Source organism: Ignavibacteriales bacterium, from assembly GCA_026390575.1.
Lineage (GTDB): Bacteria > Bacteroidota > Ignavibacteria > UBA10030 > UBA10030 > Fen-1298.
The window spans coordinates 552,759-577,642 of record JAPLFR010000016.1 but is presented as its reverse complement, the minus strand read 5'-3'; the positions used below and the strand labels follow the sequence as shown (position 1 = coordinate 577,642).

At 42.3% G+C, this 24,884-nt stretch carries 28 protein-coding genes; 7 read left to right on the top strand and 21 right to left on the bottom strand.

The genetic code is table 11. The features are described 5' to 3' along the window. Position 1: 1 nt before the first annotated feature. From NTX44_15370 to NTX44_15360, 3 genes are all read right to left on the bottom strand, one after another. Positions 2-988, bottom strand: a complete 987-nt coding sequence (locus NTX44_15370) for a M48 family metallopeptidase (protein MCX6122991.1) — start codon at positions 986-988, stop codon at positions 2-4. A 72-nt stretch (positions 989-1,060) separates the two neighbouring features. Beyond that, positions 1,061-1,624 carry a LemA family protein gene (locus NTX44_15365; GenBank protein MCX6122990.1) on the bottom strand — a complete coding sequence of 188 codons (564 nt, stop codon included), beginning with the start codon at positions 1,622-1,624 and terminating at the stop codon, positions 1,061-1,063. Between the two features lie 130 nt (positions 1,625-1,754). Further along, positions 1,755-2,822 (bottom strand): DNA methyltransferase, encoded by a 1,068-nt coding sequence (locus NTX44_15360; GenBank protein ID MCX6122989.1) that lies wholly within the window; start codon positions 2,820-2,822, stop codon positions 1,755-1,757. A 281-nt stretch (positions 2,823-3,103) separates the two neighbouring features. Here NTX44_15360 and NTX44_15355 point away from each other — a divergent pair, with 281 nt between their 5' ends. Beyond that, positions 3,104-3,493 (top strand): hypothetical protein, encoded by a 390-nt coding sequence (locus NTX44_15355; GenBank protein MCX6122988.1) that lies wholly within the window; start codon positions 3,104-3,106, stop codon positions 3,491-3,493. Positions 3,494-3,703: 210 nt separating this feature from the next. After that, positions 3,704-4,417 carry a sulfite exporter TauE/SafE family protein gene (locus NTX44_15350; protein ID MCX6122987.1) on the top strand — a complete coding sequence of 238 codons (714 nt, stop codon included), beginning with the start codon at positions 3,704-3,706 and terminating at the stop codon, positions 4,415-4,417. An 87-nt stretch (positions 4,418-4,504) separates the two neighbouring features. Here NTX44_15350 and NTX44_15345 read toward each other — a convergent pair whose 3' ends face one another. The 11 genes from NTX44_15345 to NTX44_15295 form a co-directional block, all read right to left on the bottom strand. Beyond that, positions 4,505-5,443 (bottom strand): radical SAM protein, encoded by a 939-nt coding sequence (locus tag NTX44_15345; GenBank protein ID MCX6122986.1) that lies wholly within the window; start codon positions 5,441-5,443, stop codon positions 4,505-4,507. A gap of 81 nt (positions 5,444-5,524) precedes the next feature. Continuing rightward, the gene (locus NTX44_15340; protein ID MCX6122985.1) at positions 5,525-6,133 is read right to left on the bottom strand and encodes a trimeric intracellular cation channel family protein; all 609 of its coding nucleotides are present in this window, start codon (positions 6,131-6,133) and stop codon (positions 5,525-5,527) included. A 186-nt stretch (positions 6,134-6,319) separates the two neighbouring features. Then, positions 6,320-8,104 (bottom strand): ATP-binding protein, encoded by a 1,785-nt coding sequence (locus NTX44_15335; protein ID MCX6122984.1) that lies wholly within the window; start codon positions 8,102-8,104, stop codon positions 6,320-6,322. 718 nt (positions 8,105-8,822) lie between these two features. Next, positions 8,823-9,311: a hypothetical protein gene (locus tag NTX44_15330; GenBank protein MCX6122983.1), complete on the bottom strand. Its 489-nt coding sequence runs from the start codon at positions 9,309-9,311 to the stop codon at positions 8,823-8,825. A gap of 119 nt (positions 9,312-9,430) precedes the next feature. After that, positions 9,431-9,865 (bottom strand): YkgJ family cysteine cluster protein, encoded by a 435-nt coding sequence (locus NTX44_15325; GenBank protein MCX6122982.1) that lies wholly within the window; start codon positions 9,863-9,865, stop codon positions 9,431-9,433. Positions 9,866-9,904: 39 nt separating this feature from the next. Continuing rightward, positions 9,905-10,441 (bottom strand): cysteine hydrolase family protein, encoded by a 537-nt coding sequence (locus NTX44_15320; GenBank protein ID MCX6122981.1) that lies wholly within the window; start codon positions 10,439-10,441, stop codon positions 9,905-9,907. Positions 10,442-10,540: 99 nt separating this feature from the next. Next, positions 10,541-11,098: a hypothetical protein gene (locus tag NTX44_15315; GenBank protein ID MCX6122980.1), complete on the bottom strand. Its 558-nt coding sequence runs from the start codon at positions 11,096-11,098 to the stop codon at positions 10,541-10,543. A 93-nt stretch (positions 11,099-11,191) separates the two neighbouring features. Beyond that, the gene (locus NTX44_15310; protein MCX6122979.1) at positions 11,192-11,680 is read right to left on the bottom strand and encodes a hypothetical protein; all 489 of its coding nucleotides are present in this window, start codon (positions 11,678-11,680) and stop codon (positions 11,192-11,194) included. A gap of 63 nt (positions 11,681-11,743) precedes the next feature. Beyond that, on the bottom strand, positions 11,744-12,436 hold the full coding sequence (locus NTX44_15305; protein MCX6122978.1) for a restriction endonuclease: 693 nt from the start codon (positions 12,434-12,436) through the stop codon (positions 11,744-11,746). An 86-nt stretch (positions 12,437-12,522) separates the two neighbouring features. Next, a complete protein-coding gene (locus NTX44_15300) occupies positions 12,523-13,023 on the bottom strand; it encodes an energy transducer TonB (protein ID MCX6122977.1) in 501 nt (166 codons plus the stop codon). Between the two features lie 65 nt (positions 13,024-13,088). Further along, positions 13,089-13,856, bottom strand: a complete 768-nt coding sequence (locus NTX44_15295) for an ankyrin repeat domain-containing protein (protein MCX6122976.1) — start codon at positions 13,854-13,856, stop codon at positions 13,089-13,091. A gap of 422 nt (positions 13,857-14,278) precedes the next feature. Between NTX44_15295 and NTX44_15290 the strand changes: the two genes are divergently transcribed. From NTX44_15290 to NTX44_15270, 5 genes are all read left to right on the top strand, one after another. Then, positions 14,279-15,469: a C40 family peptidase gene (locus tag NTX44_15290; GenBank protein ID MCX6122975.1), complete on the top strand. Its 1,191-nt coding sequence runs from the start codon at positions 14,279-14,281 to the stop codon at positions 15,467-15,469. Positions 15,470-15,507: 38 nt separating this feature from the next. Further along, entirely contained in the window at positions 15,508-15,948 is a 441-nt protein-coding gene (locus NTX44_15285) for a hypothetical protein (protein MCX6122974.1), read from the top strand. A gap of 55 nt (positions 15,949-16,003) precedes the next feature. Continuing rightward, on the top strand, positions 16,004-16,291 hold the full coding sequence (locus tag NTX44_15280) for a hypothetical protein (GenBank protein MCX6122973.1): 288 nt from the start codon (positions 16,004-16,006) through the stop codon (positions 16,289-16,291). Positions 16,292-16,396: 105 nt separating this feature from the next. Continuing rightward, positions 16,397-16,981, top strand: a complete 585-nt coding sequence (locus NTX44_15275) for a hypothetical protein (protein ID MCX6122972.1) — start codon at positions 16,397-16,399, stop codon at positions 16,979-16,981. 180 nt (positions 16,982-17,161) lie between these two features. Beyond that, a complete protein-coding gene (locus NTX44_15270) occupies positions 17,162-18,328 on the top strand; it encodes a peptidoglycan DD-metalloendopeptidase family protein (GenBank protein MCX6122971.1) in 1,167 nt (388 codons plus the stop codon). Positions 18,329-18,361: 33 nt separating this feature from the next. Here the strand turns inward: NTX44_15270 and NTX44_15265 are convergent, their stop codons facing one another. From NTX44_15265 to amrS, 7 genes are all read right to left on the bottom strand, one after another. Beyond that, complete coding sequence (locus NTX44_15265) at positions 18,362-19,642, bottom strand: response regulator (GenBank protein ID MCX6122970.1); 1,281 nt, start codon at positions 19,640-19,642, stop codon at positions 18,362-18,364. Positions 19,643-20,015: 373 nt separating this feature from the next. After that, the gene (locus NTX44_15260) at positions 20,016-21,200 is read right to left on the bottom strand and encodes a response regulator (protein MCX6122969.1); all 1,185 of its coding nucleotides are present in this window, start codon (positions 21,198-21,200) and stop codon (positions 20,016-20,018) included. A gap of 38 nt (positions 21,201-21,238) precedes the next feature. Continuing rightward, positions 21,239-21,763 carry a DUF421 domain-containing protein gene (locus NTX44_15255; protein MCX6122968.1) on the bottom strand — a complete coding sequence of 175 codons (525 nt, stop codon included), beginning with the start codon at positions 21,761-21,763 and terminating at the stop codon, positions 21,239-21,241. Positions 21,764-21,818: 55 nt separating this feature from the next. Then, positions 21,819-22,598: a hypothetical protein gene (locus NTX44_15250; protein ID MCX6122967.1), complete on the bottom strand. Its 780-nt coding sequence runs from the start codon at positions 22,596-22,598 to the stop codon at positions 21,819-21,821. Between the two features lie 75 nt (positions 22,599-22,673). Next, complete coding sequence (locus NTX44_15245; GenBank protein MCX6122966.1) at positions 22,674-23,081, bottom strand: SRPBCC domain-containing protein; 408 nt, start codon at positions 23,079-23,081, stop codon at positions 22,674-22,676. Positions 23,082-23,135: 54 nt separating this feature from the next. After that, positions 23,136-23,636, bottom strand: a complete 501-nt coding sequence (locus NTX44_15240; GenBank protein MCX6122965.1) for a hypothetical protein — start codon at positions 23,634-23,636, stop codon at positions 23,136-23,138. A 36-nt stretch (positions 23,637-23,672) separates the two neighbouring features. Beyond that, positions 23,673-24,725: an AmmeMemoRadiSam system radical SAM enzyme gene (gene amrS / locus NTX44_15235; GenBank protein MCX6122964.1), complete on the bottom strand. Its 1,053-nt coding sequence runs from the start codon at positions 24,723-24,725 to the stop codon at positions 23,673-23,675. Positions 24,726-24,884: the final 159 nt, after the last annotated feature.

The window sequence follows — 24,884 nt, the reverse complement described above, 5'->3', positions numbered from 1 at the left end:
CTTACTTTGAGTACTGATATGCCATCGACTTTAACAGCATAATACGCTTTTGTATTGGAGGATGCGTTGCAAAGAGTTCAGCCCAAAATCCTTCTTTCTCATTTACTTTTTTACCCAATGGATCTACGACACACAGATGCGCAATGCCCCGCTTAATAGCAGCAGTTGGTGCTGATGCATTCTCCAGTTTTTGCAGAGCTTTAGCAAGAGCGAGCGGATTTCGCGTGAGCTCGGCAGCGGAAGCATCGGCAAGATATTCGCGTTTACGTGAAATCATCATTGCCATGAGTTGTGTAAGTATGGGAGCGAGGATTACTGTAAGAAGCCAGAGAAGAAGAAATATTATTCCTAAAGGATTTTTCCCTTTCGATCGTAGACCACGGCTTGAAAAAAGTCTGAATCGCATTCCTCGGACAGAAATATCTGCCAATAAAACAATGGCACCGACACATGCTGCGACGAGCGTCATCAAACGGATGTCGTAATATCGAATATGACTCATTTCATGCGCGATCACGCCCTGCAATTCGTCGCGCTCAAGAGTGGTGAGAAGTCCGTGGGTAATGGCAATGTAACTGTGCTGCGGATCCCTTCCCGTCGCAAATGCATTTGGATCATCATCGGGAATAACGTATACCTTTGGTGCCGGTAATCCGGAAGCAAGAGATATTTCTTGAACAACATTGAGAAGCTGGCGTTGATCTGCGTTTGTTGGGTCTGCCGGAACTGCTTGAGCTGATAACAGTACCGCCGAAGCGCCACTCTGAAGACTCCATAATGCAAATATAACACTCAATACCAAAGTAAGGATTGTCACAATCGGAATTCCATTACGAGTGTTAAATATTCCTAGATAAAAGTAATCAACTCCCAACCCGATAACCGCAAAAAGCACAATGATGCATCCCACAATACACCAGGTCATGCGGCGATTATGCGCCTGCTGCTCGTAGATGTTGCGTGATTTTGTTAGAATGGGTTCGGACATTGGTCGCCTCGATAACCTTCGCATGGTCTCATAGATTGTACAGGTAAACCTTGCGAAGGTTTCGCCAGAGAATTATTTTTTCAGCGAGAGGTCCACCGTTGGCACTTCGCGCTCAGCCGCATCTTTTACTTGGAAGAGCGGGAAAAGTTTGAAACCAAACGACGATGCGAATAAATTTGTGGGAAAAATTTCTAATTTTGTATTATAGGTCGTTGTGATATCGTTGTAGAATTGGCGGGCAAATGTGATTTGGTTTTCGGTCGTCGTCAATTCTTCCATCAGCGGTTGAACACTTTCGTTCGCTTTCAACGTAGGATAATTTTCAACAATGGCAAAAAGTTTGGAGAGCGCCGATGACAGCACATCTTCTTTCGCCATGCTGTCGGCAATCGTATTTGCACCAACAGCTGCGGCACGGGCTTGAATGACACTTTCTAATGTCCCCTTCTCAAATTCCATTTGTCCCTTCACCGCATTGACGAGATTAGGAATCAAATCATGCCGGCGTTTGAGCTGTACATCTATTTGTTTCCAAGCGTTCCGTACTTGATTCCGAATTTGGATAAGAGAATTGTAGCCGCCAATCGCAACGGCAACAAAGATTATTATGATCGCAAGAAAAATAAAGAAGAACATTGATCCCTCCTGTAGTAGTAATAAGTTGTCAAACGAATTATACTATTTTTTTTAATGCAAAGGACGAAATTTTCAACAGTGTATATTTTGCGCCTGTCACGAAGAGATTCTCTTGGAATTGCAGTGATCGTTATCCCTTCTTAAATAAAAAAATATACTCGTGTTTAAAAATGTAAAAACCGCCGACCAATGCACGATACCGCCAAAGTTCTTTCTGCATTCTTTTTCCCTTTGTTTCGTCGAAATTTTTTATGATAATAGACTTCAAGGAATATCCCCGTTTTAACACCTCTTGCATCGTATAGAAACCGAGCGGTATCCAAGTACCGGCGGAATATTTGTCACCAACAACAAGTGCAAAATACCGGCCTTTGTCTAACACGGGATACGTAGCATCGACGATTTTTCCGAAAAGATTTAAAAATTCATTTATGGATTTTGCATTTGACAAATCTCTTTTGTCTTTGCTAAATTTGACAATATCCCAGTACGGCGGGTGCATCATTAAGAATTGCACATTTTTAATTTTCCGCCGATGCAGTTCGGATTTAAAATCCAAGTGTGAACTGTCACCCACAATTATTTCCGTTCTGGTCGAATAACGATCGTCTTCCTGTTCAATTGCTTTTGAAGCCGAATGTGCAACTTTTCGCAGAAGTTCTACTCCGACACCATTCCGGCCTAATCGTTTGCTCTCTATTAACGTGGTACCACTTCCAAGAAATGCATCCAGCACCCACTCACCTTTTTTTGTATAACGTCTTAACAGTTGATTGGGAATTTGCGGAATAAAGTTACCCCAATAACCTCCGCTATGAGATCCGGAAGTGTTACGTTTTTCTAGAATCCAAAGACTATCCGTAAGAATATCATCATATTCCTTCCATCTATGTACATTCAGATCGTTCACCTTCCCGGTCTTTGTTTCCGAGAGTGCGCGGACTAATCGTTGGATATAGTATTTGGCTCGTTCAATGGTTCGCGTAACAAGAATTTGGTCAAGCTCACCAAATACATATTCCGATCGAACCTTGATCGATTTTCCGTTGATCGTAATCTTTCGAACCCCATGTTCATCATACGATAGCATTTCAATATCTTTTTTGACGTCATGAACCACAGCGCGAATTCGGGAGAGGCTTTTTTGCCTAAGCAATTGTGACAATGCATCGAGTATCATAGTTTTGTTTGATATCATTTTGTCGTTATATCCTCTGTTCGCAATCCATCGCCTATAAGATACTGCACCTCTTTTCCGTTTGCAAGAGTATATGCTTCTCAATATGCTTTGCTGTACAACATCATTACAAATTTGATTTATTGACTCTATCTCAAATTTCTATAATATTCAGAAAGAGAGACACCGTACTGCATGGAAAAATAATTCTAATTACAATAAGACAGAACATCAGTAAGACAAAAAGCTTTGTTTCCATTCGTCGTGAACAAAGTATTATATTTATAGAAAAGAAATAACCAATGATTCATAAGTATATTCTCAGCTGGTTTGGATTATTATTTATTGCCATAATCAATGGCGCACTTCGCGATTTAGTCTATAAACCATTTCTTGGTGATTTGCTCTCACATCAAATCTCGGTAGCAATAGGAATATCCTTTTTTGGGTTTTTCATCTGGTATCTCAGTAAACGCTGGCCTCTTTCATCTTCAAGCCAGGCTTGGCGAATCGGTTTTATGTGGTTGAGCATGACAGTCGCCTTCGAGTTTCTCTTCTTTCATTTTGTAAGGGAAGTGCCGTGGAGTATTCTCCTTCATGATTATAACATACTTGAAGGACGAGTGTGGATTCTCGTGCTCGTATGGGTAACGATTGCTCCGCGGCTGATGTGGAGATGGAATAAGAACTAGAAAAGATTCTTGAAACCCGACCTCCACATGTTTTTGATTATGAACAATAAATTCAACATAGTATGAAACCATAGTTTCATCATAGGGAGTTTAACGTTTATCATTCCATGTATTGCAGGTTTTATGTATCAAATGATTAAATGCATACTATTATCGCGGAAATGATGGATTCTTCTTTCCAGTATTTTCATTATATTGTCCTACAGTAAAATGAATCAAGAACTTAGCATACTCATAATAACGGCTGTATCCGTCGCGCTCGTTCATACGATTCTTGGCCCAGATCATTACGTACCATTTATTGTTATGGCCAAGGCCGGCAAATGGTCCACGTTTAAGACAACGCTTGTCACCATCTTCTGCGGCATCGGTCATGTGGGTAGCTCTGTTGTCCTTGGATTTGTGGGGGTAGGACTTGGAATTGCCGTTGCGCATCTGCAGTCGATCGAATCGATCCGCGGAAACATTGCCGGTTGGATATTAATCGCTTTCGGATTGATCTACGGAATTTGGGGACTTCGCAGAGCATATCTGAATAAACCGCATACTCACTGGCATCCTCACAGTGATGGCAATACACACAGCCATACACATGTCCATGCAGAAGAACACGCACACGTGCATGAACAGCCTGACAGTCCGAGTATGACGCCCTGGGTGCTGTTCATCATTTTTGTTCTTGGCCCGTGTGAGCCATTAATTCCAATACTTATGTACCCGGCTGCTCACGGTCATATTCTTAATGTTGTTATCGTAAGTCTTGTCTTCGGTTTGATTACCATTGGCACAATGGTTGGTATTGTTCTCAGTTCCATTGCCGGTTTACGCTTGCTTCCTATGGGGCATTTTGAGCGCTACACTCATGCGCTCGCGGGAATTTCAATATTCTTTTGCGGAATTGCGATCCAATTCCTAGGTTTGTAAAGATTTTTTCCTCTGGATGAGATGAGGAGCAAGGTAGTGGTTTATCCTGGTGCGATCTCGTTTTTTGTTAGAGTAAAATAGCACAAATTACTTCTGTAGTGCCTGGTAATATTCTTCTCCGTTGAACACATACGACTTAAGACATTTTCCTTGATCCAACTGTTTCAAAGTTGCAATAATTTCTTCTTGCTGCATAGCCAATGATTCCGTCATCTGATCAACAGTCATTGCACGGCGCTTGAGGAGCGCAAGAATCGCTTGTCCGTCAATACTGTGCTTTTGTGTCTTATGTGTTTCTTTGAAGATACCGACTATTTCACTCCGTTCACCCAATATCTTTTGAATCTCCTTCAAGCGGTCTTCATCAACCGGCTGTGCAATTGCGTATGCCGGCGGGCGGATGACGGTATTGAGATGAATTTTTTCCGGTAGGATTTCATCCAGCACCTGTTTCATCTTGAATACTTCCTCATCGTGGTCGTTCATTCCTTTGACAAAAAGAATTTCGATCCACATTCTGCCCTGGTATTCCCGCCGAAACGCTTTGATGCCGTCGATAATAGTGCTTATACGGAGTTTCGGATTGGGCCGGTCGACTTTTTCAAATACATCTGCCGAGACCGCATCCAGCGATGGCGAAACAATATCTGCATCCATCAAGTCGCGCCGTACTTCTGGATTATCCAAAAGCGTCCCGTTTGTGAGCACAGCAACTGGAACACTCGTCATGTGCTTGATGCCGCGGATGATGTCGCCAATTTTTGAGTTCAATGTCGGTTCGCCGGAGCCGGAGATGGTAATATGGTCGAGATCCGGATATTCTGCGATCACGTCTTTCACCTCGGCAAGAATTTCATTTGCTGGCAAATATTCTTTCCTTGCAAGGCCGCGTTTGTCGGTGATGCCGACTTCGCAGTACACACAATCAAGTGAGCAGAGTTTATTCGGGATAATATCTACACCCAGTGATAAACCTAATCGCCTCGACGGAACAGGACCAAAGGTATATTTTCGTTCTCTTGGCATATTTTCTTCTCGTATCAACAACACACGTTAGAGAATTGCAGTTCCATTTACCATGAATTACAGATTTGGGAGTTTATCTTTCTAAATTGGCAATGTAATATCAAACTTCACAGATAGCAGCCGGAGAGCTGTTGCTGTCATCAAACTCGCAGTCGCTGCGGATGCATGATCGTTTGTGAGCGACTTCACGATGATATACATCACTGCCGCACTCAGTGCACATGTTGCATATAAATGTCCGCCATGTTTAAATATATCCGGAACTTTATTGCAAAGGATATCGCGCATCACTCCTCCAAAGGTCGCCGTAATGGTTCCCATAAGCACAGCAATGAACCAAGAAACATTCAATTCTAGAGCATACGCAGCGCCAATCGCGCTGTACAAACCGAGTGCAAGTGCATCTGGAATGATAATCGCATACGGGCGAATAGTAATTTGCTTGTACCGAAGAATAAGTGCTGTGATAACCGAAAGGATAAAAATTCCTGCAGCATATTCTGGATGAATGACCCAAAAAATTGGATAACGGTTCAACAAAACGTCGCGGATAGTTCCGCCGCCGAGGGCTGTGATAAATGCTACCGTGTAAATGCCGATCAAATCCATATCGTTGCGCTTTGCTTCCAGAATGCCGGAAAGCGCCGCAACAAAGATTCCCAATATTTCTATCACTGTGAGAAGCAGCATGGATATACAATATACCTAATTTTCAGGAAGAGCTAAAGGAGGATTTACAATGAGAATACCATCGCACATGGACCTGCAATACGGTACTATGCTAGGCGGGAGTGTTGCATAGCATCATTCGTTCATGTAAAAACTATGTTAAGGAATTCTCTTTCTTACCTCGATAATTATTCATGGTGTGCCAGTTCACGATCGACTTCTTTTCTGTGGAAGAGTAAAATAAAAAGTTGCGCCTTTATCCACTTCACTCTCGGCCCATACTTCTCCGCCATGCCGACGAATGAGACGCTGAACAATAGCCAAACCAATGCCGGTGCCTTCAAATTCTTTATCACTGTGCATGCGCCAGAAAATGGTAAAGAGCTTGCCTGCATATCGCATATCAAATCCGGCTCCATTATCCCGAACCAAGTATATGATGTTATCTCCTTCTTGGAGATAACTCACTTCAATGATCGCACGCTCCCGCTTAGAGGAAAATTTTATAGCGTTGGAGATGAGGTTGAGCCACACCTCGCTGATGAGCGTTATGTCGCTCATTGTTTTCGGTAAAGGACCTACCTGGAAATCAATACGTTCTCGACTTTTCGGGGTTGATAATTTGTAGAAAATGGATTTTACAAGATCCTCCATATCGATCAAGGTCATTTGTATTTCAGTATGGCTGATATGAGAGAAAGCAAGAAGATCGTCGATCAATCTGCCCATTTGCTGTGACTCGCCGTAAATAATAGTACACAAACGTTTCCCTTCCTTGCCCAGTAAATTTTCATAATCTTCCAGCAGAATATGCGCAAAGCCATCGATTGCTCTTAGTGGTGCGCGCAAATCGTGCGCAACCGAATATGCAAAAGCTTCAAGTTCCTTGTTTGCTGCTTCCAACTGTTTTGTGCGTTCGATGACACGGAATTCCAACTCTTCATTCAATGTACGGACTTGTTCTTCTGCACGTTTCCGGTCTGAAATATCATGCAGGTCAATCGATCGACCTGCGATGTGCCCTTGCCAATCATGAATGATCGAAACGTGCAGGTCAAAGATATATGTCGTCTCTCCACGCTTCAGTGTCACCTCACTGCTGATATTGGCATTATGAATCCAATGTGAACTCAATTCCGGCAAAAATTGATCTATATGTTTGCCGATTGCTTGCGAGGCAAGTTCGCTTATCAACTTTTCTGCTGAAGGATTCATTTCCACAATACGATTTTCTCCATCCACGACCATGATACTATCACTAATACTGTCAATGATTGCTCTGCGAGAAATATATATCAGATCGCGACGCCGGAGAGAGGGTAAAAGAAAAGCTACTGTAATAGATCCTGCAGCCATTCCCAATGCAGTTGCTGCGAATGGCGGGAGAGGGCTCATAACGAGAAAATCCAACAGAACACCAAGCAATGCAAGTATTGCAGCAAATACTACTGCACCGGCTTGCCATCCATAGATTCCATGCGACAATATCAATAATCGGATAAGAAAAAAGCAGCCGACGCCCATGAGTAAATACGAGTAAGCAACAAATAACCAATACCAGATACGCGCGTCGGTAATAGAAACAAAGGTTGTTATGTTTACGATACGTGCTATACTCGCAGGATTCCAGACTAAGCCATGTATTTCGTTCGTGAGAATAAGCCCTGCGCTCAAGGCAGGGAAAACACTAAGCATAACAAGCGTACGGGTTGTGAGTATGTTCCCCCATCCGCCGTAACGCAGAGTAAGACAGAAGAATGCCGTAGGAGTAATGGTAAAACCCAAAATGCACATCTTGTACCAGAATACTTTTGTTGCAAAATCAAAATTGATACCTTGTAAAGCATGTGCCAGAGTGACATCGGCGCACGAGAGTAAAATTAAAACACCGGCTTTCCACGATGGTCTCACCCTGCGTGCGATGATAACATAGAGCGACGCCAGGATAAATCCAACCGCTGCAATCATTGATATAATTATATCTGCCGTCATTCTATCAACCATCTTTCATGACATAGATAGCAACGCTTGAAATAATGGAAACAGTATTCTTTTAAATATTTTCCCGGTGCGACAATCACCATATCTTTTTCTTTCTTCTTATTTCACTCTAAGATGAATATCAGAAATGACATGATGAATTTACAAATATTGCGCTTCATAAATCAATATTTTCATCTATACACTGATTCATAATTTGAACATTGAGAAATTGTGTTTTGCCCGATGCATGTGAGTGGATAAGCCGAACTTGAAAAACTGGCTGTTCATTTGATGCCTATTTTAAGAAATTCTATTTCTTATCTCGTCCAAACGTATCTTTGCAGATGGATCCTGGACGAAAAATAATTCAAGTTTCTGGCAGATATATTCTGAACAATACGCGCAGTTTTCTATTGCCTTTTGTTTTGCGCATTCTCTTATAGTGCACGTCGTACATCCTGAAAACAATCTTCCGCCTTCCGTGTGGCAGCCGTCGCAATCAGTGATGTCTGACAGCTCGTAATTCATTCTATAGTGTTCTTTACAAATTCTGGCGATCTCGGTTCTCTTTTTTATCTGCTCTTCTTTGTTGACTTCTCTCGTTGCCAAGTAAATAGGGCAGGTGCTGCAAACGAGGCCACAGTACGAAAATAATTCATTCATTTATTCCTCTCTTTCTGGAAGGGTTGACTCATGACCGCCTTACAGTCTGGAGTTCTGTAATACTTTAACCAAACGTCTTTCGAGGTTGAGATTGCTCAGGGCCGACACGTCCAACTATGATATCTGCTACGAAATAGTTCTCGCCTATGATTGGAGCTCCTGCCAGACGCCGCAGCATAGCAAGCTGGCCAACGTGCGTCAGCGCGTCAGCGATTGGTCCTTGAAATAACTTTTCCAATGGGCATGCAATCGTAGAACCGCTTGCCAGGTATGTATCAAATTGTCTTATAGAGTCAAAGAAACGAGCAGCTTCACTCTCCCAATCCTGTGGAGTTGATTCATGCCAGATGCCTTTTCCCTTTGCCATCGAAAGCGCCCAAACTATGAGGTCGCCCATGTGCGTTAGAATTTCAACAGATGTTCTGGATTTAGCATCGATCCGAAATGTGGCAAAATTTTCAGGGGCATTACGGAGCGTTTTTGCCGCACGATACGCTAAGGTTGCGATACTATGACGGAACATTTCATTCTTTGAATTAATAATTGTTTCCATATTCTTACCTTATTTCCCCTTATAGTTCTTGAAGATTCTACTGAACTTTTATAAAAGCCGCTTGACCGACGGGAGTTGCAATTCCCACTGCTCTCCGCGTTTTATGTGTCCCGATGTTTTTAACGGGATAGTGGAGAGTGCCTGCTTAGGCGTTTTCTCATATCGGCAATAGCCGCACATGAATGATCATTATTGTTTTGTACAACCATTTTTTCGAGAAGTTTATGTCCTTGATCCCATACTCGAATATCCAATCTGTTCATAAAATGAAGCCGCCTTGCTGTTTCATAGTCTATCCGTAGAGCGAGACTGCGGCAATCGGCGAGCCGGCACAAAGAGGGTGCGTGCTCATGGATTCTGCAGCCATTTTTGTCCAAGTATATACATTCACCATTTGATTTGTGAGCAAGCATGAATGCGCCCGGTATGAATGGATGAGGTTCGGTTTCATACTGCATCGCAGTGTCATCTTTCTCAAGCCTCACGGCGTCGCCCTGGCAACACAGGGTACAGCCATTACAAGGAACATCTGTTATCGGAAGTCTTTTTGCCATTTATCTTCCTTCTGCAAAAACATCGGGTGGAATGGGATTTTAAACTTTTATTAAATCCTTTGATAAAACTAATTTTATTTGTCCATTCGTGGGAGTCATATTCTCCCAGAGCCAATTATGATATTGAATCACTTTTTCAGCGCTCAAATAAGAACGATTTGCTGTTGTATGACAATCTTTGACCACGAAAATATTATAATCCTTGATTAAAGCAGAATGCACAGTCGCGTTGACACAAAAATCTGTCGCACAGCCAGTAATAAATAAATCAGTTATATCATTTTTTTTCAATATGGTTTCTAAATCTGTATTATAGAATGAATCGTTAGCCGTTTTACCCAGGATAATATCATCCGGACGCTGAATGAGCGTTGGTAAAATATTCCAATCAGATGTACCGGGAATATATGAATTTTCCTTCGTTCCATCGTGTTGGATAAAAATTACTTTGTCTCCATTATGCCGGAAATAATCTGATAATGAATTTATTCTTTCCACAACACCATCGGCATCATAGCGCGGCGTTTCAGGCTTAAAAGATCCCACCTGCATATCTATGATTAATAATACTTTCATTTTTCTCCAATTGACCAATAGTTAAAATGCCGCTCACAGTACCGCTGTTTAAAAACAGGATAGCGGAGAATTGCTATCTAGCCCGCAGCCTCATAAGAATCACCGTTGCACGAATGCAGACTCCAACGTTTCGAGAACCCTCTTGCGTGTCGGGAATGTCATGATTCCTACCAAGACTAATAAAACAGCAGATGCAGCATTCAGCCAATACATCGGATAAAATTCGATTGTCCCGTTCTGAACACCTATCATACAAATCACGGCTCCGAAGAAGGATGCTCCTTCAATTGGCGCCATGAGTATTATTGAACTTGTCCGGTATAATCCCACGGCATACAAAGCCGCATCTTCCGGTGTTTGAATGTCTGACTGCCCGGTGAGACGTTCGGGACGCAGTTGAAGGCTTGAGAGATAGAACGCTGTTGTAGCAGCTGCCAGCGTAAACACAGCATGTGCTGTGGAAAGCACATGCATCAACGACACATCTTGTTTGCTAAAGCCTTCAGGATTGAACATGGAGTACAAGAGAAAAACGACGAAGTAATAGAACGAGATTCCAAGCATCAGAGCAATTCTAATGATGAGAATTCCTCGCAATTGTTCCGCTGTTAAGGCTTGTTCAAGATGTGTACGTGTGAAGTGCATTGGAGAAGTCATGATAATATCATTTTATTGTTACGTGTATGCCTTCGCCGTCTCGCAGGGTGCAACTCCCACTGTTTTCCGGTGGGATTGTGGGCCACATATTGTTTATAAGTAACCACCGCTTGCGAGAGGCAGCTGTGAATATTCCGGTTTCGATTGTATAATTCCTATGATGAGTGCATTAAGTTCTCGCAGTTTTGTCGCCTGAGCATTTTCATTCTTTATTTCATCTTTCCAGTAAAGGTGTTTTTTCGACACCTTAGCGCATACATCAAATCTGTATATCGAAAAAGGTCTCACTATTGTAACGGGGCCCTCTGTAGGTACAATAAAAGTATCAGGATATTCAAAAAAACCGATTTCATTCATTTTATCCAAAATTTGCTTCAAGTCATTGGCGGATAGTGTAAATGGAACCGTAGTATCTCCATCGGAAATTAAATCCTTTGTATAGGTATTTTGAAATGTGTTGATAATATTCCGTTCGTTAACCCCATAACTGAACTTAAAATTAAAGTCTCTCATTTCAGGCGGAGTGGTTGAGTGGGAACAAGAAATAAAAATCGGAATTAAAATAAAAAATATTGATTTCACCTTTATGAGACGCTCCTTTGTTTATTCTCCGATTATACACTACTTAATGGATGGCGGCTAGGCTTATCCTCTGCCTTTCATATTTAGATATATTCTTATCCATTCAATCAAGTCATTGTAATCTCTTAATTCGAGTTCCCATTCATGCTTTTCATAAAATAATTTTGCATCCCTTGAGAAGTATGCTGTTGTGGCGAGAATTGCTTTTGTAGCCAACTCGTCATTTTTTACACCAAAAAGTTCTCTAACTGGCTGCACACCAACTTTTTTCCCGGGGTCAGGTCTCTTGCATTCGATTAAGTACTTTACCTTAACCTCAGAATTTCTGACAACTATGATATCTCTGCCACCATCACGAGTCTGCTTAGTTAGCTCGACATCGTAGCCAAATCCGTGGAATAGTTCTGCAACTAGATCTTCAAAACCTCTGCGATTCATTGTCTTTAGTTCTTGTGGGTGCGCACTAAAGTAATCTATTAGCTTCTCGTCGACAATGTTTGAATATTCAATTATACTTTTTCCGGCGAACTTGTCATCTAGCTTAAAAACAGCTTCGATCTCCGGGTTAGGTTCACTTGCGACTGTAAGAGTAGCTTCTACCGAACCAACCGCATATACCGTACCACTAAGCGAGACATAATAGTTCCTTGCAAGTCCTCCGCAAGATGGGCACTTAATTCTTATGCCAGTATCATCAACGTCAGGTTTGTGGAACTGGTACTTGCAGATCCGGCATTCGGCATAATCACTTTCCATTTTTTTCCTCTTATGAACCTAACTTATGATAACTCCTGCCGCTTTCTATCGGGATTGCGGGGAGCCGCAGGCTAGACGCCAATGAATTATTTACAGTTCCGAAAACGAAATGGAATATACATCCATGATGAAGTTGGTTTATTGTCGTTCATTGCTGGTTTAAATGTCCACTGCATTGCCGATATCAATGAACACTCATTGAAAATCTTGTCTGATGATTCCATTATTACTGCAAGCCTTGGATTACCATGCTCATCAACCCAAACTTTTACTTTGGTTGTACCAGTCATTGATTTAATGATTGCTTCCTTGGGACATTTAGGAATAATCATTTTCAAGAATGTCGGTTGCTGTGAAAGAGGAATTCCTTCATAGGGCGGAGCATCTGATGTATCTTTCATCTTTCTGTGTTTTTTAACTTTTTTTGCATCCCTGCTAAAGAAGGCGGAATCTCCAGTTAAAACAAGATTAGAGGGTTTTATTGGATCGATGGTGAGTATTTCGGGTCGTGATTGTCTTGCATCATTTCGAATTGTAATGAAACACAAAATAATGACACCGGTAAAAAATACTCTGGTAATAGTCATGAGTTATCCTTTTATATGTTTGATCATAACAACTCTCGTGAAGAGGATGATGGTGTAGAGAAACACTATTTATACTTGCTCAATATTGAAATACTTTTTTTATTTTTATAATATACAGCCCAATCCAACGCTGTTCTTTCTTCTTCAAATTCGTCTCTTAACCTAGGATTAGCCCCATGCGCCAATAAAAATTCAATTGTTTCTGATTCGTCTTTCTCGGCAGCAATCATTAATGGTGTCGTCTTAAAATCATCGGTTTGATAATTGATGTTGGCACCATGTTCCAAGGAATACTCTATAACATCTCTATGTCCACTGAAACAAGCATTAAACAAACAAGTCGAAAAGACGGTGCTGTCTGGCTGATACCTTTTCTTTATCATCAATTTCATTATTCCTAGATCGCCATCATGTGCTGCGTTTGTAAAGAATCGTAGAGTATCTTTTGGTAATCCTTGGGAATGAATCATAAATGTCTGTGCAACACTATAAGGAATAAAGTTTAAGCAAATAAAGAAGATCGAAATTATGAAACAAATAAAGTATTGACGTTCAATCTTCGATTTCTTGAATAACTTGATTATTATTCTAACCATCTGGATAAAAGTTATTATGATTAGAATGAGCGACGCTAATATCAATAATGCCCCATAGGAATGAACAAAACTAAATCCTATCATTTGTGGCCCCTGCTCCCAGGTCAGGAATGTCGCTTCATAATTCATTCTGATTGCCACAACTAACGCACAAATCCAAAGAACGCTTAGGGTATTAATCCTCATTATTGAGAAGTTAAAGTTTATACCGGAAATGTCGTAATGTTCTTCTCTCATAAATAAATGGTGTCTAATAGTTGGAAACTCCCACTGTTTTCATGCGGGATAGTAGAAATCGTTTGGTTAGGCGGCAATATTCTACAACGGCTTGTGGTTGGCACTGAAAGGAACCTGCCCTGCTTTTATTACCCGCCCATCAATCCCCAACAGCCCGCCCGCTTTTCTCCGGTTAATCTATTTAATCGGTAATCTAAATGCAAGGTATTTTACACTGGGGCGTCACGAACCACTTCGTGACGAGGAGTTATTGATAACAATTCATTTTAGTGTCACGGTATGCCTGCCTCGTGTATTTTACGGGGGACCGTGACACCCATGTCTGATAGATAGGCATCATTTTGCAACGGTTGAACGAGGTGAAGATTTCTTGTATATTCTTCCTATAAAACTTTTTTCACTTATCGTAAGACTGTGCGTTGATGAAATTTTTTTTCGCAAAATATTCTATTGTTGTTCTTCTCTTACTGTTCGCAGGAGCGGCACGAGTTACACCATATCAACAGCGTATGGGAGTTATCCGTAATAATAGTCAGATCAATACTGTCCAAATCAAACACATTCTCCAATCCGTTCAGCAGCGTTATGCACCAGATTTGCAGCTCGCAGTTTTTGACATTTCTTATAGACAGGTCGAAAAAGGAATTATCCTCCATGGAGAAGTCGATAACCCTGAAGCGAAGAGTGCTGTAATTCATGCATTGCAAAAAATTGTCAAGGGCACAGTGATCGACAGTATCCATGTGTTGCCCGAAGCTGCACTCGGACCGAACATAGCGGGTATCGTTACACTTCCTGTGGCTGATGTTCGCCGGAGACCAGGAAAGCAGGAAGAGCTTCTGACGCAAGCATTGATGGGGACTATTGTTACATTGCTGAAAAAGGAACGCGGATATTTTTTCATTCAAACTCCCGATCACTATCTTGGCTGGCTCGATTCTGCTTCCATGGTTGTGTGCAATCAAGCTGGTGTGGATGCATGGAATGCTGCCTCCAAAGTGATTGTCACAAATTTTATGGGCGTAGTACATGCACGAACAGATACATCCTCTACAGCTGTGTGCGAAATAATTGACGGATGTATTTTGAAAAACAACGGCAGGCAAAACGGGTGGATTGCAGTGGAACGTGCAGATGGAAAAAATGGATTTGTGCCGGAGTCGCTTGTTCAAGACCTTGACGAATGGAAGAGAAGCCGGGTGCCGACAGGCGAGAATCTTGAGAAGACCGCGAGATCATTTTTGGGCATTCGTTATCTCTGGGGCGGCATGTCAGTGAAAGGTATGGATTGTTCAGGGTTTGTAAAAACTGTGTACCATTTGAATGGCGTGGAATTAAATCGTGATGCCAGGCAGCAGGCACAGCAAGGAAAGCCCATTGAGCCGGGGGAGAATTTCCAAAATTTGGAGAAGGGGGATTTACTATTCTTCGGCCGAAAAGCGACAGCGAAACGGCAGGAACGTATTACCCATGTTGCTTTATACCTGGAAAACGGATTGTACCTTCACAGTTCAAAAAGAGTACGGGTGAGCAGTTTGAATCCATCATCGGACTATTATGAAGAGCCGCTCCTGAAGAAGTTCGTGCGTGCACGGAGAATTCTTCAGAACTGACCGGCACCGTTCACTCTAATTCTTGAAAGGAGATTATCATGGTACAAAACGAAAATACCCGCTTGCGTGCTAAGCAAGCAACGTATTTGATTTCAGCGCACACAGTACTTTATATTCTTTATAATTATGCCCATGGAAAAATAGATCTACTGTATGTGTTGACGGACTACATGCCGATCTTTTTAATACTCTGTCTGGCACCTCTTGCAGCAGTTCTCTTTTTATCCACGCCGTCAGCGCGACAGGGGGCAGTCGTATTGCTTGGCATATTGCCGGCAGAATTGATCTACAACATTTATACAAGATTCAGTGCTCCAGTGCCGTACAGCGTTGAGGAGCCAGCGTTACTCTGGAAGATTCTTTATGAAAGCTCGTTTGGGATTGTGCTGGTGTTAGAAGTGATTGCCTTTTGGCTGACATTCAGATTACTGCAGGAGATTCATACGCAATTGAATTCATTGTCAGAAAATCCGTCGTAGGCAGCACTCTCCATTCATAGATATGAGCGAACATAGTAGGAAAAGATGAAAGACGATGAATGCCTCAAACAATATTTTGCACAGAGAAAAAGTAATTCAAGAACTATGTACAATTCCAGGTGTTGGTAAAAGCATTTCGCTTGATCTTTGGAATCTCGGTATTCGCTCCGTTGATGCGTTGAAGAATAAGAATCCAGAATTGCTTTATTGGAAACACTGCGTTCTGGTTGGACAACCGGTTGATCGCTGTTTGTTGTATGTATTTCGATGCGCAGTGTATTATGCTTCGCACAAGCGTCATGATCCTGAACTGCTTCTCTGGTGGAATTGGAAAGATCATTAGGAATCCGCCTTCCTGCAACTTCTTCGCAGTTGTTACCGTAATAATACATGTTTTTCATCGGTATAAATCACACATAAATGTTACACCGTAACAATCGAGGTTATCATGAAAAAACTTTTGTTTCTTCTCGTTATTGTATTCACGTTCTCTGCCTTTTCACAGGAAGCAACGCTCATCAACGGCGAGATTGAAAGCGGCGGATTCGGCGGCCCGGTTCTCAAAGTAACAAATATCAACGGCGAAAATTCAGTCATGGTCGGCGGTCGCGGCGGATGGATTATCAATCATTCGTTCATTCTTGGCGGCGGGGGGTATGGGTTAGTGACTGACGTGAAATCGAAGGTATCAGATTCAGTTCATCAGTATATCGAAATGGGATACGGTGGTTTAGAGCTTGAATACATTGCATCGTCCAATGATCTTATTCACCTTTCCATAGGCATGCTTGTTGGCGGAGGCGGAATAGGATATAAATTTGAAGACAATGATGCCTTTAATGCTTCACACAATAAGAACGCATTTTTTGTATTTGAACCAAATATCAATGCGAATCTCAATGTTACACGCTTCTTTCGCGTTGCCGCCGGCGTCAGTTATCGGTATGTGAGCGGTTTAAAGAGCGTAGTATCTACCAACGCTGATTTGAGCGGACCTTCAGCGAATCTAACATTCAAATTCGGCAAATTTTGAAATGAAATTCTAAATGAGGTAATAAAAGGCAGGTGACCAACCTGCCTTTTTTTTGATGGGTACTCAGATATTGATTCTTACAAAAAAAAGGTCTAATGTTCAACGGTTCGGTCGTGTAATTGAACGCCGGCTCCTCAGAAAGGAAACCAAGCGAAGCAGAGTCTTATGAAAGGATCGATCATGAGGAGAACGATATACATTCTTTTATTCTTGGGCATCGCGCAGCCGCTGTTTGCACAGGAACAGGGAAAAGAGAGGTTTGTAAAAATTATCAACCGGCTGGTTGAGGCAATGAACAACCAGGATTATAATGGAATAGTGCGGGAGTACGACAAAGGGATGTCGGCTGCGTTTCCCCTTTTTAAAACGACGTATTTTTTTAAAAACAATTTTGATACTTTCGGAAAAGTTATCAAAGTAGATCCGCCTGAAGTGAGAGCAGTAGACCAAGCTTTTTGTGTTATGTATTCCGAACGCGGTGCACAAGATTTGACGCTTTACATCGATGATCAAGGAAAGATAAAAGGTTTTCTTTTTACTACTCACGTTGCTTCGGAACCTCAACCGAATCCATCAAATACAACAGAACCAAATGCAGCGGCAGTCCAAACACCAATTTCGTCGTCCGCGAAGCCGGCAGCACCTAAATCTAACTCAGATTCTTCCGCATATTCAGAAGCTGTGAAGGAAGTTGCACCGAGTTCCACACCATCACCCAGTCCGGTGAAGCAGCCCGTTGCTCCAGTCGTTCGCGACAAACAACAGACGCAATTATATGTACCATTTACAGGCACGTGGGCTGTCATCGCCGGCGGCGAATTACGCGAAGGCACATCGCAGAGTAACTTGCTGCAGCAACAGTATGCGTACGAATTTTCCGGAACAGATGCAGGCGGATCTCGCTATAAGAATGATGGAAAAGCAAATGAAGATTATGTCGGATACGGAAAGGATATTATCGCTCCAGCCAACGGTACGGTTGTTGAAGTTATTGACGGCATTCGTGAGAATTCTCCCGGCACGCGCAATCCGTACGCACAAATCGGCAACACAATAATCATCCAGCATTCCGGAAAAGAATATTCAGTTCTTGCCTTTTTGAAACAAGGAAGTATTCGTGTAAAAGTGGGAGATAAAGTAATCCGCGGGCAAGTGCTTGCAAAGTGCGGCAGTTCTGGAAATGCAACAGAGCCGGTACTGCATTATCATTTGCAGGATTCACCGTACCTGCAAAACGCCAAAGGAGTTAAATTTTATTTTGAGCATGCAATGGTGAGTAAAGAAGGAAAGAAGGAGCTTCAATTGATCCATTTGCCTGTGGTCGGTGAGGTTATCAGTCCAGAGTAAAAGACACTTTTTGCTTTCGACCCAAAGCATTGTTTACTTCGAAGTTGTTTGCAGTTCAGATTTGAGTTTGCCCTCTATAATTGCCACCATGTAACCGATATGTAAAGGTTTGGGAATAAAATAATCCACTCCCATGCGTAATCCCGCTCGCATAACGCGCGCATCGCCGAGTTCCGTCATCATGAGAAATGGTATCGGACTCAACCGTTTGTCCAAACGCGTTCTCTGAAAGAACTCAAAACCATCTGTGTTCACTTGTGGAAAAACAGCTTCACTCAGAATGAGATCCGGTGTATGTGTGCTTAGAAAGTGAATCGCATCATCCGGGTGTCGTTCAATTTTAACATCATAGCCATGATTCATAAGTGCCCGCGCAACATATATCGAGTTATCATGATCATTCTCTACGATCAGGATCATTGCCTTTGATTGGTTGGTTGTACGAAATGCAGAAAATTTCTTCTCTGCTGCCGCTTGTTCTTCCTGTGTGATTCCGTATTTCTTACGCATGATTTCTAAGATTTCATTTTCATGATCATCCACAACGCCGTCTCTCCACACAATACGTAACGCGTCAACGTACGCATCGATCTTGATGTCAACTTCAATTTGGCAATGGGTATCAAAGGAAATTGAATATTGTGAACGCGCACGATGAAGCATCTCAGAATCTTCGTGAGTAATAACACCGTCTGCCCAGCATTCCTTGAGCAACTCCCTGTATAATGCGAACCGGCTAAACTCTTCTTGCTGCTCGCTGATTGGTGTTGATTGCGGCTGCGGAATATCTACAGGCTGCGTTGGTATTTCGTTTTCTACAACATTGACTGGTTTTTCTAACAGAACTATGTCCGGCGTTGATTCGATAGATTGAGGAGTCTGCGTTTTAGGTAAGTCCTTTTCAGCCCGCATCAATGCCACGATACGATCTGATAATGCATGGGCGTTATAATTCTTTGGATCAATACGATATACTTTTGCCAGCTCATTCAATGCTTTTGGGTATTTTTTTTCCTTCGTGAAGGTTTCTGCGGATGCGAACAATTCTGATATGACTTCCATACGGTCTTCGTTCGTCTTGCTCGTTTCACCGAACACCTGCGATCGCTTTTCATTTTCCTTCTCGATCATATACTGTGTCCGTTCAAGAAAAGAACGAATGTATGCGTTTTTCGGATCAATTTTATAGGCGGTTTCAATTTCCTGCAAGGCGTCATCATACCGTTTGAGACGGACGAACTTGTCTGCCTCTCGAAGATGTTCGCCGGTGAATTCTTTTGTTGTATCAACAGAAAGTGGTCTTTTCGTGAACATTGTTTTTTCCATTTTCGATGAATCCAAATTATTATGTTTTCATTCTATTGTAAATATTACTTCAATGAATTTTCGAATGAAAGATATATTACGGATGGGAAACCGAATGTGATGTAGGAACAAGATGTGATACAGCAGACATACAATCGATGGATGTGCGTTTTTCTTCGATTTTTTTGTATACTTATCTACTTCATGAGCGGTAAGACAATGTCTCTGACCAAAAGTGCCGTGCAGTTATGCAGTGATTGGTAGAATTATTCCGGGGCAATCTATTCCTTCTTATTTCCTTTTTTCTGCATTCGTATAAAGCAATATTATTGATGCTGTTTCAACGACTTTTAAATCCAAGCGAACGAGAATATTTGCGGGGTCACAATGACGTTCGCAACTTTCCATCTATTATTGCTAATAATAAGTCGATATCAACCGGCTTCGTGATATAATGATCAACACCGAGGCGCAAACCTGCTTGAATAATTTTCCTATCAGTAAGAGAACTCATAATAACAAATGGCACATCCTTAAGGACAGAATGTTCTCGCAGCTTCTCGAAAAAGGCTACACCGTCAATTTGTGAATTCGTAAAAAAGAGTTCCGACATGATGATATGAGGAGTCTGTGCGGAAAGAATCTGGTAAGCGTCTTCTACTTTCTGTGCCATCAGGATAGTATATCCCCGTTGTTTGAGGGCTTTGCCCAATGACACAAGTATCTTTCGATCGGTATCAACAATAAGGATTGTACCGTGCGACTTTGATGGACGTTTCACCTCATCGTATCGCGCTTCTGAGATTTTTTGTTCTTCCGGCGAGATGTCATATTTTTCACGCATCATGTGCAGGGTCTTCTTTTCTGCTTCTGTCAGAAGATTGTTCCGCCATGCAATGTGGAGTGCTTCGAGATACGCTTCAATTTTAACATGGCGCTCAAGTTTTTCATGGTCTTCCTGAGTAATGCCGAACAGCTCTCGCACAGCGGTGAGTTCCTGTGCCTCCTCGTCGCTTACCTTTCCATCGAGCCAGACATTTTTAAGAAGCTCACGATACATAATGATGCTGCCCCGTTCATCCTCTTGAGGCCTCACACGGTCTGATTCTTCTGCCTGTAGTACCGGTTTGAATAACTTCGCCCCATCAACACTTCCTTCTTGCATCAATGTATCAATCCGTTCGGAAAATGTTTGGGCATAGTAATTCTTGGGGTCAATTTTATAAACCTCTGCAATCTCTTCCAGTGCAGCTTTATAATCTTTTTTGTTGACAAAATCTTCTGCCGTAGAAAGGTGCCGGGAAATAATTTCCATACGCTCTTCCAGCGTCAGCTCTGCCGGACCGCTTTGCACGGCTGCGTTTTGTTGTGAGCGTTTTTGCATGAGCTTGACTCGTTCAAGAAACGAGCGTGCGAAATTATTTTTTGGATCGATTTTTAAGGCAGAGTCTATTTCTAAAATTGCTTCTTCGTAACGCTGGTAGCGTGTAAATTCATCTGCTGTCCGCAGATGTTTGCCGATGCGCTCTTTTAATGCCTGCAGGTCAAGTTTGTTTTCGTTCGACATAGGTTTTTGTTAAGTAATTTTGGCTCTCAGTATGACAATTAGCTTTTATTTTTCACAATAAATCGGATATGATGATGCGGGCGGACTGCGGAGGGCAATTCATCTTTCTTCAGTACACTGATGGATCCATCAACTTCCAGCACTGCAATGCCAACATCTGTAAATTTTGAAATGCCATGCTCACGAAGTGCCTGTTCAAGTTCTTCGTTCGCGATGTGTTCTTTCTCCATATTCTTTTTAACCACAACTCCCCTGTGTATGAGCACCGTTGGTGTTCCTTCAAGTGCTGTACGCAATTTGCGTGAGCGAGAAGAAACTCGAGTAACGATTGCATTGGTAACGAGCAGCGTGCATGCCCCAACAACGCCGCCAGTAAGAGATGTATCTGGGCCAGTCATTGCGTTCTGCACAGCATTTGCCAGAAGCAAGATAAGCACCAATTCAAATGATGCCATTTGCCCGACTTCACGCTTGCCCGTGAGGCGAATTCCCGCCAGTACAATTGCATACACGATAACAGTTCTTAGCGCAACTTCTAGGAGTGAAATATTAAATGTCCACATAGTGCTGCTGTCTTAACTCCTGAATAATCAATTGATCATTGGAATTTCAATGCTTTCATTGTCTCAATACTCCAAACTGAGCAATGACTAGTGTTCCAAACACCGTTTCCACCGATCGGGTTGTGAGTAATTGAAGCGATGTACTTGCCGAATACCATATTCTTGAAGTTGTACTTTTAACGGATTCAGGTGGTGGAACCTCGGCGAACGAATTTGTCGTGCGAATGATTTCATCCGTCGGCATATTTCCGGCAACAATAAGAAGCTGATGGGTTGTATCAGGATTCATGGCGGCAATCAATTTTAAGCATTGTGCCTGCTCATTTGCTGTTGCTTTAGGCGGCAATTGCGTGCTTACAACGACGAGCGATCGCGCTCCTGCGTCAACGGTCGCTTGCAATGCCGCCTCGAAGCTTGTTGATCTCACCGCGTCCCATGAAAAATTATAGTGGGAAAGCAGAGGGTACACACTGAAAATTGCATTTCCAGTTTGTCTGCCGGAAATATTCTGCATTTCGCCGAAAGCATTGCGCCAGTCGATCTTTGCAGAAAGTTCATTGATAAAATCTACTCGCGATGAAACGCCAGGATAACGCGAAATACCTTGTATTGCAAGAATTTCAACTTGTTCACTTTTAAGAGTCTTCACGAGTTCGATTATATTATTTCGTTCAATTCTCTTGCTAAAATTGGCAAGATTGATGCTTGCAATCTGAATGGTGATCTCGGGTTTTTTTGCTACCGCTTCCTTCTCGGCTTTCGGCGGCGTTGCGCAGCTGTACAGGCACAACATCGTTGGTGCAAGTATGCATGCACGTAACATGATTGTCTTCATCGGGTTTATCATAAAAGAATTTAGGGAAATATAAAAGGTTCGCTTCATCAATTCACAATGTGGTACCTAGATATCTTATATTTGTTTTGATGTAAGATACATGTTCAACGGTTCGAATACAAATTCAGTCCAGCCAATTTTATGGCTTTGCCGTTCGCCGTCATTCGGAAAACCTGAGTGTTTCAAGGTGAGCTTCGTTCCGGTTTTTGTCGGTTTGAAGTGACACGTGACGATAGATGCTTTGTTTTCCTTCGCCCATTCCGAAGGTTTCCATGTGAAGGAAAGCCGTTTGCCTGATTCGTACGCGAGTACTATTCCTTTTACCCAGCCATCGAACAGTTCCATCTTTCCGCCGATAGTCGGTTGTACTTTCCCATTCTGACCACTCCATTTGGCTATCTGGCGTACATTTGTGAGAGCCGTGAATACGGCTTCAGGTGAAAATGGAAACGATGCAGCGATGGTGAATGATTTTGTTTTCATTGTCCGTCCTTTGATCTTTATTGTCGCTTCGTGTTGAAACAATCTGGTGGTTTGTTAATCTTTTTGTTTTGCTATATTCATTTGCTCAACGGCACACTCCGGGCAAATACCATGTGTCACTGCCGGTGCACCGCTATCGCGGAGATAATCTTCAATGGGTTTCCACTCGCCGTTTTCCGCGCGATATTTTTTACACCATGCACAAAGCGGAAGCAAAGTTTCCAAATCTTGAATCCGCTTTTTTTCCTTTTTCTGGAACTCGATTGTTTTAAGAAATCCGTAAACAAGAAGCAATATTCCTAAAACATCGCAAATGTTGCCGGCGTTTGTCAAAATTAAATCAAAACTTTCGCGCTTCCAGCCAAGCGGAGACGACGAGTAGCGAGATATTGATAAGTCAAGAATAACATCCGAAATTCTACCGATGGATAAGAAAACAACAGCAATCGCAATTGGAATTAAAGACTGAAACTGTTTCCGCTGTTTCCAGAGCAAGTTAAATGCCCAGCAAAGCAAGAAAAAACTAACAATATCAGGCAAGAAAGTAAAATTCATATTATCTCCTCTTGAGCAATTATAATATAAATCATATCATTTCCATCTGCCGGCTATCTTTGTGCCGCATTTGAAGCACGTTCCGTTTGATATTCGGTTACGCAATACCTGGAACCCTCGGCGCTCAATAAGCAGTTCGTTACAAGAATAACAATACGTATTCTCGTAGTTGCGCGTTTGTCCCGGACGATTGCCTGTATAGACAAAGTGCAATCCTTCTTTGTAACCGATCTCTGCCGCACGAATGAGTGTGGAGATGGGAGTGAACTCTTCACCTGTCACTTTATATCCCTGGTGATATGCCGTCACGTGCCAAGGAATATCAGGCGAGACGGAATGAATAAATTTGGCGATATCGGTTAATTCTTCGTTTGAATCATTCATTCCCGGAACAACAAGCGTAACGACTTCAACCCACTTACCGCGCTTGTGCAGAGATGGGATTGTGTCAAGCACATGCTGCAGCACTCCGCCCATTTGTCCATATGCTTTTTGACGGAATGATTTCAAATCAACTTTATAGAGATCAATCCACGGCTGAAGATAGTCGAGCACTTCCGGCGTGGCATTGCCGTTCGACACATACGAAGTAACAAGTCCGGCCTTCTTTGCAAGTTTGAATATTTCTACAGCCCATTCAGTTGTAATGAGCGGTTCGTTGTAGGTACTGGTGATGATTGGCGTTTTATGCCGAAGAGCAAGACGAACAATTTCTTCAGCCGTTATTACCTCGATAGTAGAAACGGCATGAGGATCGCGCAGAGTTTGTGAGGTTATCCAGTTTTGACAAAATGAGCAATGAAAATCGCAGCCAAGCATACCGAAACTTAAAGTAGAAGATCCCGGATAGGCATGAAAAAATGGTTTCTTTTCTATTGGATCAATTGCAATACCGGAGACATACCCCTGCGGAACAAATAGCGTTCCGTGTCGATTGAATCGAATTTTGCAAATTCCATCCTTATCCGGCGGGACTTTACATCGATGTCCGCAAGCAAAACACTGCACCCAGTTATTTGATAACTTGGTGTATAGTTCGCCTTCTTTCGTATGGTCAGCAAGGATATCTTTCAAAGTAACTTCGGGCATCACTCACCTCGGCAGTAAGGTACGGTGAATGGTGTGCGATGTCAAGCGTAACAATTGTCTCTGTGAATCTCCTGTCCGGTTATTTCGACAGCAGGTGAGGATAAACGGAACCTCTTCGTATCACTTCAGTGTTCAATAATTGATTCAAATTAATATTAT

Coding starts and splice junctions, on each gene's coding strand:
- NTX44_15370 (MCX6122991.1), bottom strand. CDS start 988: ATGTCCGAACCCATTCTAACAAAATCACGCAACATCTACGAGCAGCAG.
- NTX44_15365 (MCX6122990.1), bottom strand. CDS start 1,624: ATGTTCTTCTTTATTTTTCTTGCGATCATAATAATCTTTGTTGCCGTT.
- NTX44_15360 (MCX6122989.1), bottom strand. CDS start 2,822: ATGATATCAAACAAAACTATGATACTCGATGCATTGTCACAATTGCTT.
- NTX44_15355 (MCX6122988.1), top strand. CDS start 3,104: ATGATTCATAAGTATATTCTCAGCTGGTTTGGATTATTATTTATTGCC.
- NTX44_15350 (MCX6122987.1), top strand. CDS start 3,704: ATGAATCAAGAACTTAGCATACTCATAATAACGGCTGTATCCGTCGCG.
- NTX44_15345 (MCX6122986.1), bottom strand. CDS start 5,443: ATGCCAAGAGAACGAAAATATACCTTTGGTCCTGTTCCGTCGAGGCGA.
- NTX44_15340 (MCX6122985.1), bottom strand. CDS start 6,133: ATGCTGCTTCTCACAGTGATAGAAATATTGGGAATCTTTGTTGCGGCG.
- NTX44_15335 (MCX6122984.1), bottom strand. CDS start 8,104: ATGACGGCAGATATAATTATATCAATGATTGCAGCGGTTGGATTTATC.
- NTX44_15330 (MCX6122983.1), bottom strand. CDS start 9,311: ATGGAAACAATTATTAATTCAAAGAATGAAATGTTCCGTCATAGTATC.
- NTX44_15325 (MCX6122982.1), bottom strand. CDS start 9,865: ATGGCAAAAAGACTTCCGATAACAGATGTTCCTTGTAATGGCTGTACC.
- NTX44_15320 (MCX6122981.1), bottom strand. CDS start 10,441: ATGAAAGTATTATTAATCATAGATATGCAGGTGGGATCTTTTAAGCCT.
- NTX44_15315 (MCX6122980.1), bottom strand. CDS start 11,098: ATGACTTCTCCAATGCACTTCACACGTACACATCTTGAACAAGCCTTA.
- NTX44_15305 (MCX6122978.1), bottom strand. CDS start 12,436: ATGGAAAGTGATTATGCCGAATGCCGGATCTGCAAGTACCAGTTCCAC.
- NTX44_15300 (MCX6122977.1), bottom strand. CDS start 13,023: ATGACTATTACCAGAGTATTTTTTACCGGTGTCATTATTTTGTGTTTC.
- NTX44_15295 (MCX6122976.1), bottom strand. CDS start 13,856: ATGAGAGAAGAACATTACGACATTTCCGGTATAAACTTTAACTTCTCA.
- NTX44_15290 (MCX6122975.1), top strand. CDS start 14,279: ATGAAATTTTTTTTCGCAAAATATTCTATTGTTGTTCTTCTCTTACTG.
- NTX44_15285 (MCX6122974.1), top strand. CDS start 15,508: ATGGTACAAAACGAAAATACCCGCTTGCGTGCTAAGCAAGCAACGTAT.
- NTX44_15280 (MCX6122973.1), top strand. CDS start 16,004: ATGAATGCCTCAAACAATATTTTGCACAGAGAAAAAGTAATTCAAGAA.
- NTX44_15275 (MCX6122972.1), top strand. CDS start 16,397: ATGAAAAAACTTTTGTTTCTTCTCGTTATTGTATTCACGTTCTCTGCC.
- NTX44_15270 (MCX6122971.1), top strand. CDS start 17,162: ATGAGGAGAACGATATACATTCTTTTATTCTTGGGCATCGCGCAGCCG.
- NTX44_15265 (MCX6122970.1), bottom strand. CDS start 19,642: ATGTTCACGAAAAGACCACTTTCTGTTGATACAACAAAAGAATTCACC.
- NTX44_15260 (MCX6122969.1), bottom strand. CDS start 21,200: ATGTCGAACGAAAACAAACTTGACCTGCAGGCATTAAAAGAGCGCATC.
- NTX44_15255 (MCX6122968.1), bottom strand. CDS start 21,763: ATGTGGACATTTAATATTTCACTCCTAGAAGTTGCGCTAAGAACTGTT.
- NTX44_15250 (MCX6122967.1), bottom strand. CDS start 22,598: ATGAAGACAATCATGTTACGTGCATGCATACTTGCACCAACGATGTTG.
- NTX44_15245 (MCX6122966.1), bottom strand. CDS start 23,081: ATGAAAACAAAATCATTCACCATCGCTGCATCGTTTCCATTTTCACCT.
- NTX44_15240 (MCX6122965.1), bottom strand. CDS start 23,636: ATGAATTTTACTTTCTTGCCTGATATTGTTAGTTTTTTCTTGCTTTGC.
- amrS (MCX6122964.1), bottom strand. CDS start 24,725: ATGCCCGAAGTTACTTTGAAAGATATCCTTGCTGACCATACGAAAGAA.